This is a genomic window from Paenibacillus sp. FSL R5-0517 (assembly GCF_037974355.1).
Lineage (GTDB): Bacteria > Bacillota > Bacilli > Paenibacillales > Paenibacillaceae > Paenibacillus.
In genome coordinates, this window is record NZ_CP150235.1 from 2,368,584 (window position 1) to 2,387,204 (window position 18,621).

Genomic DNA, 18,621 nt, shown 5'->3' on the forward strand with positions numbered 1-18,621 from the left:
GGTATAAACGATGATTGAAACAATGTATCCGGCAGCCGTCAACAGTAGGCAGACGGAGCTGGCGACAGACATTGACGATACTCAGACCAGTTTCACGGTGCTGGACGGTTCGGTATTACCTCCTGCGCCTAACCAACTGGTGCTTGATCCAGCTAACGAAAACGCAGAAACAATACTTTATACCGAGAAGACAGGGAATGTGCTTACAGGTGTAACCAGAGCGTTTGAAGGAGTAGCTCAGTCATGGGGGGCAGGGACAAGGGTTGCCCGATTTTTCTCGGCTTATGATCACAACACATTCAAGGCCAACATTGAGGACTTAAACGAGCGATTAGAAAACATCCCTGCACCACAGGATGCATCTTTAACAGATAAGGGTATCGTCCAACTATCTAAGTCCACAACTGGCGATAGGGATACCATAGCAGCTACGGAATCCGCTGTAGGTGCCGTACAACATCAAGTCGGTAATCTGGCTGAATTACAGACCACGGACAAGGACAACCTGGTTGATGCGCTCAACGAGGTTTTTACACATGTCGATGAGGGGAAAGAGATTGTCAAAACCGCCGTCATCGTCAAAGGGGGAACGGTAGCAGGGACTTCCCCACACTCTTTTGCAGAGCTTGCGGATGGGATCGGGACGATTGAGACTGCAACGGTAATTAACGGCCAAGTGAAAACAAAGGTTACTTATGCAGAAAGCATCAATAGTAACGATCCCATCTATGCGAATATTGCTATTGGTGACGTAGTTGATTTACCGGATAGACCGCCTGGATCTTACAGCAGAAGTGTCGCATACAGCAAAGATGGTAAATACGTGGCTTTTGCTTTAGGTGTATCGCCTTTTGTTGCCATATACAAAATAACTAATGGGGAGTATACAAGACTTCCTGATCCATCGGTACTGCCAACTGGAGATGCGTATGCAGTGGCATTCAGTCCTGAAGGGGACTTGGTTGTCGGACACTCAACAACTCCATTCATTACGATTTATAAACGCAGCGGTGATACGTTTTCTAAAATAGCTAACCCTACTGTGCTACCGTCAGGTACCTCCACATGCATTGCATTTAGCCCTGATGGGATGTACTGGGCCATAGGACATAGCGGCGGCAGTCTGCTTACAGTTTATAAACGTAACGGAGACACCTTTACCAAATTAACAGCTACAGGGCACCCGAGTACGGTTAACGGTGTTGCATTTAGTCCGGACGGTGAGTATTTGGTCTTGGCGCATGTAACAACTCCATTCATGACAATTTTCAAGCGTAGTGGTGATACTTTTACAAAAATATCGAATCCATCTGCCCTACCAACCAGTAACGGAAGAGCCGTATGTTTTACCTCCGATGGGATACTAATAGTAGCCTATGAAGGGTCACCGTTCATTAGTTTGTATTCCCGGTCAGGTGACGTATTTACCAAAATGAGTGATTTGCCTGGTGCAGTGATGACTAGACCAGACGGTGTTGCGCTGAGCCCAGAAGGAGATGTGCTTGGCATAGCACATGCGGGGTATCCTTTTTTCACTACCTATTTACGCAAAGGGGTATCTTTTACTAAAATGACAGCCCCTGCAATCTTACCCGTAGCTAATGCGTTTAGCGTTGCTTTTAGTCCAGATGGCATGCGAGTTGCACTGGCATCTAATAGTTCCAGTGGAAGCCGATTTATCACTATGTACAAAAGAACGCTACAAGCATTCAAGAGCGACAACTCACTAGCCGGTGCTGTATCCGCTAATAGTTTGGGCTATGCTTTGGAAACTGGCGTGGCTGGCGAAGAAAAAGACGCAATCATTATTTGGAGGTAGATAGCATGTTATTTTACTTACAGTTAGACGGTGACATCATTCGGGATGTTATCCAATACGAACATGAGGGTTATCAACCAGCCGAACTATCAACACCGTTACCGATTGGCATCAACGCAGGCTATTACCGTTTGCAAGATGGTGTCCCGGTGTTGGATCAAGCGCTCAAGGATGAAGCGGACAAGGCAAGCCGCCCAGCCGATTACGTTGAACTGGAACGTAGGCTTGCGGAGTCTGAATCACGTAATGAGCAGCTTGCGGCAGAAAGCAATGCGAACCAATTAGCGCTCATGGAGCTTCACATGCTGGTACTGAGTGTATTGCCTGATGAGGGTTAAGCTTGCTCAGTTGTTGATCCGTTGGGTTGTAGCACTCATGAGAGGGGGTGACACCATGTTAGCTGTATACGTAATGATGATTCATAAAGGTTTGATCAAGCTGGAGCAAGTGCCAACAGGCAGCCGGGATAAAGTGGCTGCCGTGCTGGAAGCGGCAGAGATGGACCAAAACGGGAATATCGTGTAACAGGCGTTCCGACATCGGAGCGCTATTTTTTATGGAGAGGTGAAGGCCATGTTTAACAGAGGGGCTTTTAACCGCATGGCCTTTAACCGCCAAATATCCGTATTCGTCTTTGGCCGGGCAGTTGCTGACGTATCCGGTTCAGCCGTTGCCGCAGCCACGATGGAAATGACGGGTTCGGCGGTTATGGATGTCAGTGCGGGAGCGGCAGGAGATTTTGTCCGTGAAATCTCATTTGGGGCTGTTATGGATGTAGCTGCTGGCACCAAGGCGGATTTCATTCGGGAGATTACCAAACGGGCTGTGATGGATATTGGTTTTGGGGCAGTCGCTAAAGGTAGTAGGTACCATGTGGAGTTTCTTGAATTCACTGGACCATTCCGGCCAGGTGACAAAATCGAGATCGACGCCAAGACATTCCGGATTACTCAAAATGGTATCAATGCGGCTGGCCTTATGGAAGGTGATTTTTTCAATCTCAATGTAGGCGATAACCGAATCACATATACAGATCCAGAAACAAACCGTCAGGTGTTGCTAAGAATCACACACCGGGACCGGTTCTTGTATTAGGAGGATGTCCATGAAATACCTGAAGGTACTGGACAAGGATTTAAAACCAGAGGGATTCTTAACCCATGCATATGAGGTAGAACGGCGTAGACGGCTCAATTCTGATTATGAGCTGTCTTTTTTTGTGCCTATGACTTCGGATGATTACCGAGAGAAAATCAAGATCAAGGGCCATGTGATGGACGAGAACGGCCAGTATTATGTGATCCAAACGCGGGAACGTGTTCGGGATGGCAAGAAACTTACGGCTAGGATCGTTTGTACCCATATCATGTTCAAGATGAATGAATTCAAAGTGCCTTATGACCAATATCTCGAAGAGGCATATGGGGTCCATATCAGCCAAATGATTTCCCGTCTCTCACCGATCATGAACAACAAGTACACGTTTCGGGTAGATGACGTATTTGAATTGCAGGACATCAAGGATTGGGGCCGTACAACGGCACTGGAGGCATTCAACCATATCGTCAGATCCTATGGGGCTGAGGTGTGGGCAGATAACTTCACCATTCATTTGCGTAAGCGAGTGGGCGAGGATAAAGGTAAGCAGTACCGGATAGGCAAGGATATCATTCAGGATCAGTTCAAGGATGAAGGCAGCAATCTGGTTACCCGAATGTATTCACAGATGAAAGATGGCCGGACGTTTATTGGCATGTCTACAACATATCTGACAGCGGAGGAATTAAGCCTGCTGCAAGGTGTACCAGGAGCAATCCAAAATGGTAAACTCACTGTCAACTATCTGATATCGCCTTACGCCCAGTACTGGACCAACACAACTAACGTTTTCTATGATGGCGAAATGATTGATCAGGATATCGAAGATCCTGAGAAGTTGCTAAAGGCAACCCGAGAGGAATTGCGTAAGAAAGAGATTCCGGAAATCGAGATTGCCATTAACGCTGCGGACATCCATAAGATAGACCGAATCGAGTCGCCGCCGGACATGGGTGATATCGTATACGCCTATGACCCAGAAATGGAAATGCCCAATATTGAAATGCGGGTTATGGAAATGACTGAGTATCCGTTTTCGATGGATAAGCACACACAAGTTGTTCTGGCCAACTTTAAAGTTCAGGACTATGACGACATCATTGCAGACCTGGAACGATCCAAGCGGATCATGAATGACTTGCTATCTGGCGGTAAGATTCGTACAGACGTATTTGAGACGTTCGCCAAACAGGCTGTAATTGATATCAACAATTCCAAAACAGAGATCATATACGATCAGAGAGGCATATTGCTTCAGAGCAAGGCGATATCCCGGAACCAGGTCATTCTGACGTCAGACGGTATTATGTTGTCTACAGACGGAGGGTTAACGCCAAGGGTTGCCATTACAGCTAACGGTGTGGTGGCTGAGGCTATACGGGGCGTACTGGGTGATTTTGTTTCTATGGTTATTGGTAGCGGTAACTTGGTTACTAAGATCAACACGCAGGGGATCAGCTCAGGTCATGCTAATTACAATCAAGCGCCGTTCAGGGTGGATATGCAGGGCAATGTAGTTGCACGTTCAATTAAACTCACCGGGGAAATAGAAAATTCTGAAATGTTCAGTTCTGTAATTAGAGCATCAAAGATAATCGGTAATGAGATTGAAGGCGGAACGATCACAGGGGCATTAATCCGAACAGCGGCAAATGGTCGGCGTGTTGAACTGGATGTTCAGGGTTTTCGATCTTATGACGCGAATGGCCGGACAAGGATACAGATTGCTACAACTGAAGACGCAACTGCGGCAGCCCTTATTTTTAGGGATGCGAACGGTTCTTCAGTTGGTGAAATAAACTCTTATCTCAATAGCGGAACTCTAACAATGTACGGAAATTCGATAATAATCGGATCAAACAGCACGGGTAACCCTATCAGACTCCAAGGAGCGACTACTTTTGGCGGATCAGTAACGTTCGCAAATTCTAATATACTCGGAATTAATATATCAAATATCAATGGCCTTCAATCTCAGTTGGCTAACCTTCAATCTAATATCGACAACCTGTCACGGGCATTTTACAACCATACTCATAGTGTTACAACGGCGAATCACAACCATGGCAATAACGCTAACCTACCAGGAACAGGTGGCGGAACCTTTACCACCACTACTCCGTAATGTATCATAATAGGAAAATCGAACCAAAACGGAGGAGAATATGAAGAAGGTCGCATACATCGCAGGTGGGGTACTGATAGGATTAGTTGTTTCGACAGCGGGCGGAGCGTTTGCCGATACAGTTAAAAGCTTGGTTGGGAAAAAGGTGACAGGAGAATATACAGTTACTGTTGATGGAAAAAGGCTCACGGATAAGGGAGCGGTCATAGACTCAAAAGCAAATGTGCCTGCACGGGCTTTGTCTGAAGCGTTAGGAGCTGAGGTTAAGGTGGAAGGGAAAAATATATTTATAACATCCAGTCCTGAAAACAGTAATATAACAAGTCAATCTGATGTAGTTAATTCCGATAATAAGTACATGAAAGACACCAAGAGCAGTTTGGAAGCGCTAAAAGAAAGCACCGTCAATAGAGTGTTGGAGCCACTTATGGAAAGTCGGGCGCAAGTAGCAAAATGGCTTGAAGAGTCTGAGGAACAAAACAACCAATTGGCTGTTGAGGGCTGGTCAAAGCAATTGAAAGAATATGATGCCGATATAGCAAAACACAATGCAGAATTAAAGCTTATTGAAGAGGCACTAGCTACCAAATAACAAAATACCCACACTAATGAGTCCGTTACCCACGGGCTCTTTTTTTATGCCCGAAAGGAGGCGAGACATTGAAGGCGACACATCAAGTAGTGATAACAGCTGATATTTCCCGACCAGTTGAAGAGATTTCCGAAATCATTTCATTGTTCATCGGGATGCACCCAGCAGAAAAACAACAAGAGATATTACAGGCAGTGGATCAGTTGGTAGGCGATGCTTTAGCGGGATTGGTTTCAGATACAGCTTCAGATAAATAGAGAGAGAAAGTGGGGATTGCTATGCAAGAGGGGATGTCTGGTGTCATTAAAATGGTATCCGCAGCAGCAGGGGCTGGCGCGGGGTACCTCTATGGAGGTTGGGGCATTTTGATTAATGTACTACTGATTTTTGTTGTTGTAGATTGGATAACTGGATGGGCAGCAGCCTGGATTAAACATGAGCTGCGTAGCCGTGTAGGTTTTGAAGGAATCGCACGGAAAGCAGCCATTTTTTTGGTGGTGACCATTTCGTATTTTGTGGATATTATCGTAACCGGTGGAACGGGTATCATACGAGATGCTGTTATTTTCTTCTATTTAGCAAATGAGCTTTTGTCCATCACAGAAAACTTGGGTCGCATGGGCGTCCCTATGCCAGATGTGTTGCGTAATGCAGTGAAGATTTTTGAGTCTCGAAGTGCAGTCCCGGAAAATCCGAATCTCCCAGATCCACCGCAAGAAGAAACAACTACTCAAAAACCGGCAGTTTAGAAAGGGAGAGTACTATGACGAAAAAAGTATATATTGACGCAGGACATGGTGGTAAGGACCCTGGAGCGGTAGGTAATGGGCTTCAAGAAAAGGACATTGCATTAAAGGTGTCTCTCGGTATTAAGGCACGGCTGGAGTCGGCATATGAGGACGTGCAGGTGCTTCTTTCCAGATCGACAGACGTATTCTTGGAGCTGAAGGAACGGACGGTCAAAGCAAATGCTGCTGGTACTGACATCCTTGTTTCTATTCACTGCAATGCTGGAGGGGGCAAGGGCGGGTTTGAGACGTTCAGATATACATCAGCTTCCCAGAATAGTATTAAGCTTCAGGACACATTGCACAAAGCTATTATGGCCAAACTAGGCGGAACAGATCGGGGGCAGAAAGCACAGAACCTTCACATGGTCCGCGAATCCAAAATGCCGGCAGTTTTGACCGAGAACCTGTTTATTGATGTTGCGTCCGATGCGGATCGTTTAAAGCAGGCTATTGTGATTGAAGCGATTATTGATGGTCACGTCCAAGGAATCGCGACCTATCTGGGCCTAACAGCCAAGAAATCGAGTTCAGGTAAAGCGGATAACGGCGTAACGGCCATTGTTAACGGCAAGGAAATCGAGGGGGCTGTTCTTAATGGCGGAACAGTTTTAATCCCGTTGAGAGCCACAGGCGATAACATCCCTGGAGCTAAGGTCAATTGGGATAAGGCAACCAAGACTGCAAGACTTGATACACCTCTATAATCCCAATCGCTTGGGATTTACAAAAATTGAATAATGCATTAAGATGGAATTTAATCCGAAAGTATCGGTGACAAAGGCACTTCTGGCATAAAGCTGGAGGTGCCTTTTTTTGTTATTGATAAAAGAACGTGTGTTCGCATATAATATTCACGAGGTGATATCATGCTAACGGATTATCAAAGAAAGGTTCTTCGGATCTTATACAACTATAATAGTGGGCGGCGGCGATTACCAACAGTCCATGAGCTGACGGTTAAGACTGGCAAGCATAAGCCTGATGTTATGGCGGCACTGGATACACTTATAGCAGAGAGGTATATACATTGGGATGATAAGTCGGACACGGCCAATATCGTCATTCTGGAAGGCTGGGAGCGCGAAGGGGAACGTCCTAAAGTTGAACCAACTCGTTCGCAAGGAAACACCGATTACTGGACCCAATACTAAGGAGGGGTTATCATGAGCATCAAGTTGGCGGGAAACGGATTGTTTGAGTCGTCCAGAATGATATTGCCTGAACATAAGGAGGCTTGGTTGACACACGTCAAGGAACAGAAAAGACGTGTGAAGCCAGAATTAGATGAGCAGGAAATACAGCGGATCAGTGAAATTTTGGCGGAGTCATACAGTAGTAATTGTACAGTTGACTTGGTGTTGTTCAGCCCATTCGATGATGAAACTGTATCCGGTGTGGTTGTAGGTTTAAATACCTCCCGGCGTGAAGTTAAATTGATGTTAGATGAAGAATATCGATGGATCAAGTTAATTGAAATTATATCGGCTTCTACATAGTGTATTTGTATTTAATTGGCTATGTAATTGCCACTCCATCTATTATAATTGAGTCATTATTATAGTGGAGGGTTTTAAGTGGGGGTAATTGCTTATATCTTAATCGGCGCGTTTGATGTATTTGCTGTCCTGGCTTTAATGTTAAGGCTTTATCGTTTGCCAGTAAGGGACAGACTGTTAGAAAAGATTGTCTTTGCTATTTTAGCAGCAGTAGCATCTTATTTCATAAGGATTGTAATTGGAATACCTATGATAGATACTGCGGTTTTAATGCTCCTGGTTATACTTTTTATGCGTTATGTACTGGAGATCAAGCTATTTTACGCGGCTCTCATGTCTAGCGCGGGAATGAGCGCGTATGTTGCTATTCAATTAGCGTTAGCTATGGGTTACATGGCTATCGGCGGAAACGCCCAGGCAGTCATTGTGGAAACACATGGATACAAGGTGCAGTTGCTTCAGATCACAGCGATATGCATTGCCTACATTGTAGCATCTGTGATGACGCTGTTCCGCTGGGGATTCTCATTCATACCTCTACCGCCGCACGACTTCAATATTGCAGTCAATTATGAGAAAAACAAAGGGCTTTTAATTACTACAATTGGTGTGCTAATCTTCGTTTCATTTGCCATGATGCTATTGCTTAACTACATGATCGTTTTGTTGGTTCCGGCTGCATTATTGAGTTTCGGTATTTCATATTACTTCTCAAACCGGAGGGATTTGCAAATTGATTGAAACAATCTCTCGTAAGTATGCAATGTCCATAAAGAGAGCTTATCCCCCAGCAGATGCGGAAGTTATTGCCTATGAAGTTGGCCGGAAACTAAACTTTAATGCCACTATCATATTAACTCTGATTTTATCCTGGTTCACTGGACATTTAATAGGTTCGATTATTGCTATGAGTACATTTGCATTTGCTCGGAAAATTACTGGCGGTCTGCATCTTAATTTGACAATGTGCACTATCGTATCGGTGTCTTTATTTTCCATGGCACCTGTAATTCCCATGAGTACATTTACTGTGGTAATATTAAGCATACTCTTATCCATTTTTTACATGATGATCAATGCCGATCTATCACGTTGGTCAATAGTTATTGTCTGTCTTGCAAACATAAGCATCCTATCAGTCGAGGTTGTATTTGTATTGGCCGCGCAAATATTACTGGTATGGATACATCGAATGAAAGGGGGTGAACAGCATGAATGAAAAAAAAGCCAAAATGCTTTCACTAAAAATCGAGAAGCAAGCTGCCGATAATGTAGATAGCATGAAAGTGTTCATCGGATCACAACCAATGCCGGAGGCGCTTAAAAAGTTAAAAAAGTAGTGTGAATCTATGGATGAACTAAAATACCGCATCGCTGGATCGAGAACAATGAATGACAAAGAGATAGGGGAATATGATTTCTATAGTTTGACTGATCTATGTTATATTGACATGTTCAGTCCAGTTAAAAATTATTTAGTTCCGCATTATCATACAAGCAAAATATCTTTTACAGATGCTCGCAAATATGAGGCCGCTAAACAATTATTCCCCAATCTAGTACAGTTAGACAGCGGGTTGCTTGTAAACATGGATCAAGTAGAAACAATTGAAAAGACAAGGTTTGGCCTCATGGCTCATTTCCACGGTGGTCTTCAAAGGGAAATAGCAAAAAATAAAATCCACATGGAGATTGTCCGAGATAAAATGAGATAAGCCCGATATCCAATGGATAATCGGGCTTTCTTATATCATAATGTAATTGTAAATGTCAAGAAATTTCGATCCTAGTATAGGTTTATGGCAAGAGTGTATAAAATGTGACACTCTTCGACATATTCCACAAATTTCATGTGATATGCTTTATTTGGAAGTGAAGGGGGAGCTTTGAAAGGAGCTGTTAGATGATTTTTAATTGAAAAAGTATCTACCCATCTATACTTTTTCCCGGGGGACGCCTGCTTAAGGGCGTTAGAGTTCGATATGCCAGATGTACAAATCCTCAGCGTGGCAGTTGAGGATTCTAGATATAAGAACAGCGGCTTCGTAAGGCATTGGCTCGCGATTGTTGGCCCAATTAGAGATCCGTTGGGGAGTATACCCGGTTCTCCTAGATAACTGCGCCTGTGTTGTACGAGCCTCCTTAATCCTAACTTTAAGCAGACATCGGCCCCGGGAGATTTTAGTCACTTCAAATACTCCTTAGTCGGGGAAAACAATTTAGTTTCGAGGCACATTATAACACGATGGCAAATAGAGGTAAACATCTATACTTATATCATGGGGGATAACGGATGGATAATATTGATTCAGCATACATTGAAACTCAGTCCAAAGAGTTGACGGATATACTATGTGAAGAAAGACAGGAATTTTATAGAAAGCATACGATTTTGTTTCAAAGGTTACGTTTGCGACTACCTCTAGAGGCACGTGATGAATTAAGTCAACTTGAAGAACTTTTTAACGAAGGAATTATCAATGGAGTTGAAATGTATGCGATAGGATTAAAAGAAGGGATCATGTATAAAACAAAAAGCCCGTAATAACGGGCTTTTTTTTATACTGACAACATAATGGAACAGATACGTTTGTACCAACGGAAATGGTGTACAGGTTGTACGAAGCTTGCCCAACCAAAAAGGAATTGCTGACCGTCCCCCGTGCGGGTCATGGCACAGCGTTTCAAGTTGATCGCACCGGATATGAGGCGGCACTGGAATCCTTTATGAAGAACCATCTGTCGCATCCAGCATCGGTAATCCATTGATTTCTTATATTGTATTATGGGTATTCATGGATAGGACAGATGTGGAAGGGGGCGGAAGATGGCACGCACACAAAGGAAATGTTCTTACTGCCATGAAGGAATGGCAGAAGATGAGTTTAAGTGCAAATCTTGCGGTAATCTGGTTGCCACAAAAACGGCAATGCCTGAACAACCTTATATGACTGAATATGAAGAATCGGTATTGGATCGTTATTCCATCGTTTTGCTTGTACTGATTACACTTTTTCTCGCTCCGGTGGCTATTTCCATAGGTGGAGTCATGTTGTTTAACGACAGTTCATACAAGAGAGATACGGGTAAATTACTTGTAACGGCTGGATTGGTCATCATGTTCATTTTTTCAATCCTTTTATTCGCTGGTACCGGGACATTGACGTTTAATTTCTAAACTTTGGGGGTGTCTTAATGGGAAATGAACAATTTGAGGCTGCACGAAAAGCAGAGGCAGGTTATCATTCTAACTTCTATGAGAATAATGAATTATTCGCCTCGGGTACTTGGATGTCAAGGCCAATGCCTATGGTTATGGATATGCTGGAACGTATCCTCGCTCACAAGGAGGAACTGCGTGTCCTTGATCTGGGATGCGGAGTAGGAAGGCATACGATACCCATTGCACAGCGTCTTGCACAGACGAACAGTGAAGTCATCGGTGTGGATTTGCTGGACGAGGCTATAGATGGACTTCGCAAGTATGCGAAAGAATATAAGGTGGATCATCTCGTGCAAGCTGTAAAAGCAGACGTTGAGCATTATGCCATCGAGAAGGATCATTTTGACTTTATAGCTGCTTGTTCTTGTCTGGAACATGTATCGAATAAACTAGCATTCAAAGAAGCGCTAGAGCGGTTACAAGCAGGAACTCGAACAGGTGGCATTCATTGTATTACGATGAGTACCAATGTGGAGGAGAAAGAAATGAACTCAGGCCGTGATGTCGAGCCGTTAATTGAATTGAACCTGCCCACAGCCGAGGCTATCGCTATACTTGAGGAGGCTTATAAAGGCTGGAATATTCTGCTTCAAGAACATGTCACACAGACGATTGAAGAGGATAAGTATGATGAACCGACACAATTTCGTTGTGAACTGCTACGTTTCGCTGTGCAAAAGCAATAAATTCTCTGCCGGGACCTGATTAAAGCCCCGGCACTCTTATTGTTCCGTTGGGAGGGAGAAGTTAGGGATGAATACATACGTAATTGGGATGGATGGAGGAGGGAGCCACACCCGTGTGGCTGTCGCCGATCAGAACGGAAGGTTGTTATCCTATGTGCAAAAGGGAGGTTGCAATCGTTATCACGATATCCATGCCGAGCAACATGTGTTGGAAGGTATCGCGAGTATGTGACTCCGCTGCCGATAAGGCTGTTGGGGGCGCACTGTTGGATGCATATCATTTGGCGCAGATCAACGTTTCGGATAACATCTCGACTGTGCTTCAATCGGAACTGAATCGTTATACGACTTGAACTTTGCGAGGCTAACGACTACAATACGATAACGGAAACAAGCAAGGTATAGGAGGAATAAGGGTGTTAATTAATTTGAAATCACGCATAGAAGAACCGGTAGTACAGGAGCTGTTATCTTACTCGGTCTTTCCTGATCCGGATCATCTAAAACGTGCGTTGAAACAATATGTAGAGAATGACGAACTGTATCTGGCCGGATATGAAGCAGAGGAGCAATTGATCGGTCTGATCGGTTATGAGCATACAGGCTCCAGCGAGATTACCATCCACCATATTGCCGTTCTGCCGGAGAACCGCCTCAAAAATTATGGTCGCGGCATGATTTCACAGCTGCTGGAGAAATACAATCCTGACACTTTGATTGCAGAGACGGATCTGGAGGCCCTGGAGTTTTACCGGAATACGGGATTCATCGTATATAGTCTGGGCGAGCTTTATCCAGGTGTGGAGCGGTTCCGTTGTGTACTTGAAAAAGAGGAAGATACAGACGAAGAATAACGCAGAAGTGTTCTACTACTTTATAAAATAAATAGAGCATACGCATTACAGGATGTTGGATTTGGCAATTAGCTGAGTCGGACGTCCTGTTTTTTTATTGTTCTCATCAAAAAAAGCAGGAGTAAAGTATTGCTTTTTAATATAGTTTCATTATAGAATAGTTTCACAGGAGAATAGTTCGTTAAGCGAACTATATTGCGAAAGGAGAATGATGAATGAACAGACCGGATGCTGGAAGTTTGGTTAATCGCTATTTGGATGCTTCTTTCTTGGTAACCAAACGGTTTGATACCCAGATACGTGAACGTGTAGGGCAGATTTTGACGATGGATCAGTTCTGTTCCCTTCGACTTATTAATGAGAAGCAGACTTGTACACCCTCTGATCTGGCAGAACTATTATGTATAGGCAAGAGCAGTATTACTGCTCTGGTCAACAAGCTGGTGGATCGTGATCTGGTCGATCGTGCAGGGGATGAACGTGACCGCAGGGTCGTATATTTAACTCTGACGGACAACGGGCGACAGGTGTACAGGGAGACAGAACAGGAAATACAGCAGATTCTGGAGCCGTATCTGGTTCATTTTACACCGGAAGAGGTTCGGATTTTCATTGAATCTTTTGAGAAGCTGGCAGCTTTGCTAACGCATGAAGGAGGACAGGAGAACGAATGAGAGCGATACTGAAAGCAAGATGGTGGTTAATGGGGCTATGGGTGGTTGTAGCTGCCGTATTGATGTTTACCGCCCCTAACATGAGTGAGTTAATCCGGGAGAAGGGACAGTTTTCGGTTCCTGAAGGGTATTCTTCCACCCAGGCTGCAAAGATTCTGAATGAAGCTGCGGCACAAAAAGGAGAACAGCAGGGCAGCCAAATTGCTCTTGTATTTTATAATCCCGATGGTCTGGGTACCACGGGCAAACAAGAGGCAGAGAAGGCTGTTAAACAATTGGAGGCCGACAAAGAGAAGCTGGGCATTCTGTCCATTCTGGAACCTTTCTCCCAACCTGAATTGTCCGAGAAGATGATCTCGGCTGATGGCAAAACGATATTAACGTCGCTATCTATTGATCAGGGAGATCGTACAGTCAAGGAAATGCGGGAAGACCTGAATGAAACATTGAAGACCGTCAATGTGGAGCACTACATAACCGGTAAAGGTCTGATTGACGAGGATACCATTGAAAGTTCCCAAGAGGGGCTCAAGAAGTCAGAATATATTACCGTTGTCTTTATTTTACTCATTCTGTTCCTGGTGTTCCGTTCGTTTGTAGCTCCGTTTGTACCGCTGCTGACGGTGGGGATCAGTTACATTGTATCGCAACAGATTGTTGCATTCCTCGTGGATGGAGTCGACTTCCCGATATCAACGTTTACACAGATCTTTATGGTCGCCGTTATGTTCGGGATTGGTACGGATTATTGCATCCTGTTAATCAGTCGGTTCAAGGAAGAACTGGCTCATCATGAAAATACGTGGGACGCCATCATTGCTACCTATCGTACTGCGGGTAAAACGGTACTCTTCTCAGCACTGGCCGTGCTGGTTGGATTCATTGCGATCGGCTTTGCCCAGTTTATGTTGTATCGTTCTGCAGTTGCCGTAGCTGTGGGTATTGCCGTAATGATGCTCGCCTTGGTGACGATCGTTCCCTTCTTCATGGCGGTATTAGGCAAGAAGTTATTCTGGCCGTCGAAGGGTTCGCTTGAACATGCGGAGAGCAAGATCTATGGTGTAGCTGGCCGCTTCTCACTGAAACGTCCATGGGCTGCGCTGCTCATCGTTGCGGCTGTCTGTGTGCCTTTATTGGCAACCTACGATGGCAAACTGTCGTTCAACAGTCTCGATGAGATTGGGGAGAAATATGATTCCGTAAAAGCATTCAACATTATCTCCGACAGCTTTGGTCCGGGTGAATCGCTGCCGGGTCAGATCGTCATTCAGAACGATGAAGCGATGGATAATGCGAAGTATATGGCTGTAGCCGAGAAAATTAGCCGTGAAGTAGAGAAAGTGGCCGGAGTCTCTGGTGTCCGCAGTATGACACGACCTACGGGTGATGAGATTAAAGATTTTGAAGTTACACAGCAAGTGGGAACATTATCGGATGGACTGGGAGAAGGCAAGACGGGTCTGGACAAAATCCGTGATGGTCTGAGTGAAGCCAGCAGTCAGCTAAGTAAAAATGAACCCCAATTAAAAGAAGCTGCTGATGGGGCAGGAAAACTTACCCAAGGGACCTCGCAGTTGCAATCGGGTATCACGCAACTCAGTGAGGGACTTGGGCAGATTGAAAAAGGTATTCGAGATGGTTCCGCAGGTGCCGGTGAATTAAAAGCCGGGCTTCAGCAAGCCAAAACGAGTGCAGATCAACTTGCGCAGGCGAATAATCAGTTACTTGAAGCTTATCGTCAGGCGGGAGCTGGTGTCGCTGCACTGGGGGAAGGAACTCGTGAACTGGAGCAACAACTAAGCGGGGTCTCAACAGCTTTGACCAGTCTCTCCGAATCCTTCACAGCACTTGAAGAGCGATATCCTGAATTACAGCAAGATGCTGATTACCAGCGTATCAAAGGTACGATTGGTGAAACAGGTTCTGGTACAGCGCAGCTCGCTCAAGGTTTGGGTCAGATTCAGACCAAGCTGGGAGAAGCCGCTGCTGGAATTAATCAGGCCAATGAAGGTTTTGCCTCCGCAGCAGCCGGACAGAAGGCTCTTGCTGATGGTCTGGGCCAAATTGTAACGGGAATCAATCAGTTACAATCCGGTCTTAAACAGGCTGCTGATGGTCAGGGGAAAGTCATTAGTGAGATTCCTTCCATTCAGGATGGACTTGGCCAGCTTCAGGGTGGTCAGGAGAAAATGCAGCAAGGTTTCACGGATCTGAGTGGTCAGCTGACACAACTGACAGATGGACTGAACCAAAGTGTCGATGGCATCAAACAGGTTTCAGGAGGATTGGATTCGGCACAGGATTATCTGACGCAATTGCAAAATTCACCGGATTCGGATCTGGCAGGCTGGTACGTTCCTGAAGAAGCTCTGAACAGCAAAGACTTCAAACAGGTATTTGATACGTATCTTTCCGAAGATCGAAAAACGATGACGATTGATGTTATTTTTGCAGAGAATCCATACGGCACAGAAGCTATTGACCGTGTTCCTGACATTGAAGCGGCAGTACATCGTGCGGTACAAGGCAGTACGCTTGAAAAAGCAGACATAGCTATAGGTGGCGTGACAAGTACATTTGCAGATTTGCAGGAGATCTCGAATAATGACTATACACGTACTGTCATGCTGATGCTGGCGGGTACATTTATTATTCTGGTCGTGCTGCTTCGTTCGGTCATTATGCCATTGTATCTAATCGTTTCCTTATTACTGGCTTATTTCACATCAATGGCGTTAACCGAAGTGGTCTTTGTTAATATCCTTGGATTCGCAGGCATCAGCTGGGTTACTCCGTTCTTCGGATTTGTCATGCTGATTGCACTCGGTGTGGATTATAGCATCTTCCTGATGGATCGTTTCAATGAGAACAAAGCCATGAAAGTACAGGATGCCATATTGTACGCGATGAAAAACATGGGAACCGTTATTCTATCTGCAGCGGTCATTCTGAGCGGAACTTTTGCTGCGATGTATCCATCCGGTGTTCTCTCAATGATGCAGATTGCTACAGTAGTTCTTAGCGGGCTGATCCTGTACTCTCTGCTCTTCCTGCCATTCTTCGTGCCAGTGATGGTGAAGATGTTTGGCCGGGCGAACTGGTGGCCGTTCCCTAACAAGAAACAGGCGGATTCCGTTGAGTCGGATCGGACCATAGGCATGTAATATAATGCATTGCAATGAATGGATTAGGCTCTGCCGTGTTATGCGGCAGGGCTTTTTCTTTTTTTAAATCTGTAGAAAAACCACATCTTGTGCAAAAGAAAGGTGCTTGCCTAAGGACACCATCCCGCGCCTTGTCTTGCCACTCATCATAAGATATAGAGCAGTTCATTATTGTTCAGGAATTCACAGCAGAGAGGGGCGACGGGATGGTATATCGATATGTGGCTATAGGAGATTCATTAACGGTCGGTACAGGAGCGTTGCTGGGCACCGGCTTTGTTCCTTTATATCGGCGAATGGCAGAAATGAATGTTCGTACATTTGTATCTATGGAAAATATGGGCGTAAATGGACTGACGTCTGGGGGGATGTTGCAGATGATTTCTTCGCATCCCCGCGTACGGCAATCGCTGAGTGAGGCGGATATCATTACATTATCCATTGGCGGGAATGATCTGATTCGTACCTTTAAATCAAGTGGCGGCATACCCAATGCCAGTAAAATGACACAGGTGCTTGGAGAAACCCGCAGTAATGTATCCCAGATCATGAGGCACATTCGGCAGTTAAAGGGCAATAGTGAGTATATGGTCCGATCTATCGGATTGTACAACCCGTATCCACAAGCGACGGAAGCAGCCTACTGGGTGCGCCAATATAATTCATTTTTGAATGGAGCGGGATCGGGCAACTATGCGTGTGCTCAGGTTTATGACAAGTTCGAAGGTCGTGAGCGTGAGCTGTTGTTCTGGGACAGAGTGCATCCCAATGCGAGAGGCTATCGTGTTATTGCAGAGCAGCTTAATCGAACTGGATATTATCCGTTCTCATGATCACATTGGAACAGAACTAGACCGAGCGATGGACTTCCTTTAAGATAAATAAAAGACCGTTCCATTTTGAGAGATAAAGGGGTTAATTTTTGGTGCAAAATATCGAATCCGGTTCCCTCCATCATTCAGAGCAGCAACGTATATCCGAAGTGTTGGCCTCCTATGGTTTCACATCGGACTGGATAGGTGAGCGTGGAAAAGGTGGGATGAATAATTCTACCTACATGCTCCATATAGACGGAACGAGTTACGTAATGAGACAATATGAAACACATAATGATCCGATGAAAATCACCTTTGAACACGAGGTGCTGGAAGCCCTCCAACGTTCGAACTTTAAGCTTCATACACCTTCACCTGTAAGGCGGTTATCTGGCGAGGGGGATACCTTTCTTCCTGTAAAAGATACCCTCACAGGTCATACCAAAATTGCGACGCTGTTTCATTATCGGGAAGGTGTCAATCCCATCTGGCATAAGCCAGACCAATTATTTGGACTCGGTAAAGCGGCGGGGGCCCTGTCTTCTGTTATGGCAACGCTGGATATACCACTTGAACCTGTGTATCCACCGTACTATCGAATTCAGGACGCATATCCGCTCTGTTCACCAGAACGATTATTACAACTATGCGCATCGCCGCCAGAGGCATTAATCGCATGTGCGCATGAGCTGAAGCAACTGGGAGATGCGCTGCCAGATCTGTTTGATGCCCTGCGGGGAATGGAACAGTTGCCGCATCAATTGGTCCATGGGGACGTCAATGCCTCGAATGTTTTGTCAGATCAGCAAGATGGTGAAATCTGTGCCATTTTGGATTTTGAATTTGCGACATGGGATTTGCGGGTCATGGAGTTAGCTGTTCCGATGTCTGACCTTCTTACCATGGACAAGAGTGAAGATTGGATGTGGCAGGCACAAGAGGGACTGATCAGGGGATTTCGGGAACAGGTCAGCCTTGAACCGGAAGAGTTGTTAGCCATTCCTCGATTAATTCTGCTGCGCAGTCTGGATGTGGTCATGCATTTCATCAGTCGGATGTTCGAGGGCACAGATGAGCCGGAAGTGGCTGTGGATCAGATTAAGAAGCTCAAACAGCGGATGGACTGGATGCGTTTGAATGAAGAACGCCTGCGTGAGATTTTGGTATATTAATATCATTTTTATGAAAAAAGTGCACTGTTTCTGCTCATACGAGGGCAGAGATCAGTGCACTTTTATTAGTTAGAAGAGTGATATCTGAAGATTACATCGGATAACGGATGAC

Annotated in this window: 26 protein-coding genes; 24 read left to right on the plus strand and 2 right to left on the minus strand. The window is 45.1% G+C overall.

Translation table 11 applies throughout. The features are described 5' to 3' along the window. The first annotated feature begins 10 nt into the window (after window positions 1–10). The 15 genes from MKX40_RS10670 (at window position 11) to MKX40_RS10740 (ending at window position 9,636) form a co-directional block, all read left to right on the plus strand. Window positions 11–1,819, plus strand: coding sequence for a tail fiber protein (locus tag MKX40_RS10670; protein WP_339241414.1), 1,809 nt, complete (start codon window positions 11–13; stop codon window positions 1,817–1,819). Between the two features lie 5 nt (window positions 1,820–1,824). Then, entirely contained in the window at window positions 1,825–2,157 is a 333-nt protein-coding gene (locus MKX40_RS10675) for a hypothetical protein (RefSeq protein ID WP_339241418.1), read from the plus strand. Between the two features lie 55 nt (window positions 2,158–2,212). Further along, window positions 2,213–2,344, plus strand: coding sequence for a hypothetical protein (locus MKX40_RS10680; RefSeq protein ID WP_315937635.1), 132 nt, complete (start codon window positions 2,213–2,215; stop codon window positions 2,342–2,344). Between the two features lie 48 nt (window positions 2,345–2,392). Continuing rightward, on the plus strand, window positions 2,393–2,914 hold the full coding sequence (locus MKX40_RS10685) for a hypothetical protein (protein ID WP_339241420.1): 522 nt from the start codon (window positions 2,393–2,395) through the stop codon (window positions 2,912–2,914). A 10-nt stretch (window positions 2,915–2,924) separates the two neighbouring features. Next, window positions 2,925–5,042 carry a prophage endopeptidase tail family protein gene (locus tag MKX40_RS10690; RefSeq protein ID WP_339241422.1) on the plus strand — a complete coding sequence of 706 codons (2,118 nt, stop codon included), beginning with the start codon at window positions 2,925–2,927 and terminating at the stop codon, window positions 5,040–5,042. A 40-nt stretch (window positions 5,043–5,082) separates the two neighbouring features. Then, window positions 5,083–5,634 carry a copper amine oxidase gene (locus MKX40_RS10695; RefSeq protein ID WP_339241424.1) on the plus strand — a complete coding sequence of 184 codons (552 nt, stop codon included), beginning with the start codon at window positions 5,083–5,085 and terminating at the stop codon, window positions 5,632–5,634. A 68-nt stretch (window positions 5,635–5,702) separates the two neighbouring features. Continuing rightward, window positions 5,703–5,891, plus strand: coding sequence for a hypothetical protein (locus tag MKX40_RS10700; protein WP_339241427.1), 189 nt, complete (start codon window positions 5,703–5,705; stop codon window positions 5,889–5,891). Window positions 5,892–5,912: 21 nt separating this feature from the next. Next, window positions 5,913–6,383: a phage holin family protein gene (locus tag MKX40_RS10705; protein WP_339241430.1), complete on the plus strand. Its 471-nt coding sequence runs from the start codon at window positions 5,913–5,915 to the stop codon at window positions 6,381–6,383. Window positions 6,384–6,397: 14 nt separating this feature from the next. Beyond that, a complete protein-coding gene (locus MKX40_RS10710; protein WP_339241433.1) occupies window positions 6,398–7,129 on the plus strand; it encodes an N-acetylmuramoyl-L-alanine amidase in 732 nt (243 codons plus the stop codon). Between the two features lie 162 nt (window positions 7,130–7,291). Continuing rightward, window positions 7,292–7,576 (plus strand): hypothetical protein, encoded by a 285-nt coding sequence (locus MKX40_RS10715; RefSeq protein WP_339241434.1) that lies wholly within the window; start codon window positions 7,292–7,294, stop codon window positions 7,574–7,576. Between the two features lie 12 nt (window positions 7,577–7,588). Next, complete coding sequence (locus MKX40_RS10720) at window positions 7,589–7,921, plus strand: YolD-like family protein (RefSeq protein WP_339241436.1); 333 nt, start codon at window positions 7,589–7,591, stop codon at window positions 7,919–7,921. A gap of 78 nt (window positions 7,922–7,999) precedes the next feature. Beyond that, window positions 8,000–8,662 carry a hypothetical protein gene (locus MKX40_RS10725; protein ID WP_339241437.1) on the plus strand — a complete coding sequence of 221 codons (663 nt, stop codon included), beginning with the start codon at window positions 8,000–8,002 and terminating at the stop codon, window positions 8,660–8,662. Beyond that, the gene (locus MKX40_RS10730; protein ID WP_339241439.1) at window positions 8,655–9,140 is read left to right on the plus strand and encodes an accessory gene regulator B family protein; all 486 of its coding nucleotides are present in this window, start codon (window positions 8,655–8,657) and stop codon (window positions 9,138–9,140) included. Before MKX40_RS10725 ends, MKX40_RS10730 begins: the two co-directional genes overlap by 8 nt. Further along, window positions 9,133–9,261, plus strand: coding sequence for a hypothetical protein (locus tag MKX40_RS10735; protein ID WP_278294830.1), 129 nt, complete (start codon window positions 9,133–9,135; stop codon window positions 9,259–9,261). The genes MKX40_RS10730 and MKX40_RS10735 overlap by 8 nt, the downstream gene beginning before the upstream one ends. Before the next feature lie 9 nt (window positions 9,262–9,270). Beyond that, entirely contained in the window at window positions 9,271–9,636 is a 366-nt protein-coding gene (locus MKX40_RS10740) for a hypothetical protein (protein WP_339241443.1), read from the plus strand. Between the two features lie 255 nt (window positions 9,637–9,891). On the opposite strand, the gene MKX40_RS10745 is transcribed toward MKX40_RS10740, so the two are convergent. Further along, window positions 9,892–10,110, minus strand: coding sequence for a helix-turn-helix transcriptional regulator (locus tag MKX40_RS10745; protein ID WP_339241444.1), 219 nt, complete (start codon window positions 10,108–10,110; stop codon window positions 9,892–9,894). A gap of 104 nt (window positions 10,111–10,214) precedes the next feature. On the opposite strand from MKX40_RS10745, the gene MKX40_RS10750 reads away from it, so the two are divergent. Beyond that, complete coding sequence (locus MKX40_RS10750) at window positions 10,215–10,466, plus strand: hypothetical protein (protein ID WP_339241446.1); 252 nt, start codon at window positions 10,215–10,217, stop codon at window positions 10,464–10,466. A 14-nt stretch (window positions 10,467–10,480) separates the two neighbouring features. Here the strand turns inward: MKX40_RS10750 and MKX40_RS10755 are convergent, their stop codons facing one another. Continuing rightward, window positions 10,481–10,660, minus strand: coding sequence for a hypothetical protein (locus MKX40_RS10755; RefSeq protein WP_339241448.1), 180 nt, complete (start codon window positions 10,658–10,660; stop codon window positions 10,481–10,483). Between the two features lie 88 nt (window positions 10,661–10,748). Between MKX40_RS10755 and MKX40_RS10760 the strand changes: the two genes are divergently transcribed. The 8 genes from MKX40_RS10760 to MKX40_RS10795 all read left to right on the plus strand — a co-directional run bounded on the left by MKX40_RS10760 (window position 10,749) and on the right by MKX40_RS10795 (window position 18,509). Then, on the plus strand, window positions 10,749–11,099 hold the full coding sequence (locus MKX40_RS10760) for a hypothetical protein (RefSeq protein ID WP_339241450.1): 351 nt from the start codon (window positions 10,749–10,751) through the stop codon (window positions 11,097–11,099). Between the two features lie 17 nt (window positions 11,100–11,116). Then, window positions 11,117–11,830 (plus strand): class I SAM-dependent methyltransferase, encoded by a 714-nt coding sequence (locus MKX40_RS10765; protein WP_339241453.1) that lies wholly within the window; start codon window positions 11,117–11,119, stop codon window positions 11,828–11,830. Window positions 11,831–11,897: 67 nt separating this feature from the next. Then, window positions 11,898–12,062: a hypothetical protein gene (locus tag MKX40_RS10770; protein WP_339241455.1), complete on the plus strand. Its 165-nt coding sequence runs from the start codon at window positions 11,898–11,900 to the stop codon at window positions 12,060–12,062. A 184-nt stretch (window positions 12,063–12,246) separates the two neighbouring features. Then, the gene (locus MKX40_RS10775) at window positions 12,247–12,684 is read left to right on the plus strand and encodes a GNAT family N-acetyltransferase (RefSeq protein WP_339241456.1); all 438 of its coding nucleotides are present in this window, start codon (window positions 12,247–12,249) and stop codon (window positions 12,682–12,684) included. Window positions 12,685–12,899: 215 nt separating this feature from the next. Continuing rightward, window positions 12,900–13,358: a MarR family transcriptional regulator gene (locus MKX40_RS10780; RefSeq protein WP_339241458.1), complete on the plus strand. Its 459-nt coding sequence runs from the start codon at window positions 12,900–12,902 to the stop codon at window positions 13,356–13,358. Then, window positions 13,355–16,522: an MMPL family transporter gene (locus tag MKX40_RS10785; RefSeq protein WP_339241460.1), complete on the plus strand. Its 3,168-nt coding sequence runs from the start codon at window positions 13,355–13,357 to the stop codon at window positions 16,520–16,522. Before MKX40_RS10780 ends, MKX40_RS10785 begins: the two co-directional genes overlap by 4 nt. A gap of 206 nt (window positions 16,523–16,728) precedes the next feature. After that, a complete protein-coding gene (locus MKX40_RS10790) occupies window positions 16,729–17,355 on the plus strand; it encodes a GDSL-type esterase/lipase family protein (RefSeq protein ID WP_339241461.1) in 627 nt (208 codons plus the stop codon). A 92-nt stretch (window positions 17,356–17,447) separates the two neighbouring features. After that, window positions 17,448–18,509: a phosphotransferase gene (locus tag MKX40_RS10795; protein WP_339241462.1), complete on the plus strand. Its 1,062-nt coding sequence runs from the start codon at window positions 17,448–17,450 to the stop codon at window positions 18,507–18,509. Window positions 18,510–18,621 lie beyond the last annotated feature (112 nt).

Bases quoted from the DNA above. Each gene is read 5' to 3' on its own strand.
- MKX40_RS10740 (WP_339241443.1), top strand. From the start codon at position 9,271: ATGGATGAACTAAAATACCGCATCGCTGGATCGAGAACAATGAATGAC.
- MKX40_RS10790 (WP_339241461.1), top strand. From the start codon at position 16,729: ATGGTATATCGATATGTGGCTATAGGAGATTCATTAACGGTCGGTACA.
- MKX40_RS10705 (WP_339241430.1), top strand. From the start codon at position 5,913: ATGCAAGAGGGGATGTCTGGTGTCATTAAAATGGTATCCGCAGCAGCA.
- MKX40_RS10760 (WP_339241450.1), top strand. From the start codon at position 10,749: ATGGCACGCACACAAAGGAAATGTTCTTACTGCCATGAAGGAATGGCA.
- MKX40_RS10685 (WP_339241420.1), top strand. From the start codon at position 2,393: ATGTTTAACAGAGGGGCTTTTAACCGCATGGCCTTTAACCGCCAAATA.
- MKX40_RS10755 (WP_339241448.1), bottom strand. From the start codon at position 10,660: ATGGTTCTTCATAAAGGATTCCAGTGCCGCCTCATATCCGGTGCGATC.
- MKX40_RS10690 (WP_339241422.1), top strand. From the start codon at position 2,925: ATGAAATACCTGAAGGTACTGGACAAGGATTTAAAACCAGAGGGATTC.
- MKX40_RS10670 (WP_339241414.1), top strand. From the start codon at position 11: ATGATTGAAACAATGTATCCGGCAGCCGTCAACAGTAGGCAGACGGAG.
- MKX40_RS10680 (WP_315937635.1), top strand. From the start codon at position 2,213: ATGTTAGCTGTATACGTAATGATGATTCATAAAGGTTTGATCAAGCTG.
- MKX40_RS10695 (WP_339241424.1), top strand. From the start codon at position 5,083: ATGAAGAAGGTCGCATACATCGCAGGTGGGGTACTGATAGGATTAGTT.
- MKX40_RS10765 (WP_339241453.1), top strand. From the start codon at position 11,117: ATGGGAAATGAACAATTTGAGGCTGCACGAAAAGCAGAGGCAGGTTAT.
- MKX40_RS10770 (WP_339241455.1), top strand. From the start codon at position 11,898: ATGAATACATACGTAATTGGGATGGATGGAGGAGGGAGCCACACCCGT.
- MKX40_RS10780 (WP_339241458.1), top strand. From the start codon at position 12,900: ATGAACAGACCGGATGCTGGAAGTTTGGTTAATCGCTATTTGGATGCT.
- MKX40_RS10750 (WP_339241446.1), top strand. From the start codon at position 10,215: ATGGATAATATTGATTCAGCATACATTGAAACTCAGTCCAAAGAGTTG.
- MKX40_RS10710 (WP_339241433.1), top strand. From the start codon at position 6,398: ATGACGAAAAAAGTATATATTGACGCAGGACATGGTGGTAAGGACCCT.
- MKX40_RS10735 (WP_278294830.1), top strand. From the start codon at position 9,133: ATGAATGAAAAAAAAGCCAAAATGCTTTCACTAAAAATCGAGAAGCAA.
- MKX40_RS10785 (WP_339241460.1), top strand. From the start codon at position 13,355: ATGAGAGCGATACTGAAAGCAAGATGGTGGTTAATGGGGCTATGGGTG.
- MKX40_RS10715 (WP_339241434.1), top strand. From the start codon at position 7,292: ATGCTAACGGATTATCAAAGAAAGGTTCTTCGGATCTTATACAACTAT.
- MKX40_RS10720 (WP_339241436.1), top strand. From the start codon at position 7,589: ATGAGCATCAAGTTGGCGGGAAACGGATTGTTTGAGTCGTCCAGAATG.
- MKX40_RS10675 (WP_339241418.1), top strand. From the start codon at position 1,825: ATGTTATTTTACTTACAGTTAGACGGTGACATCATTCGGGATGTTATC.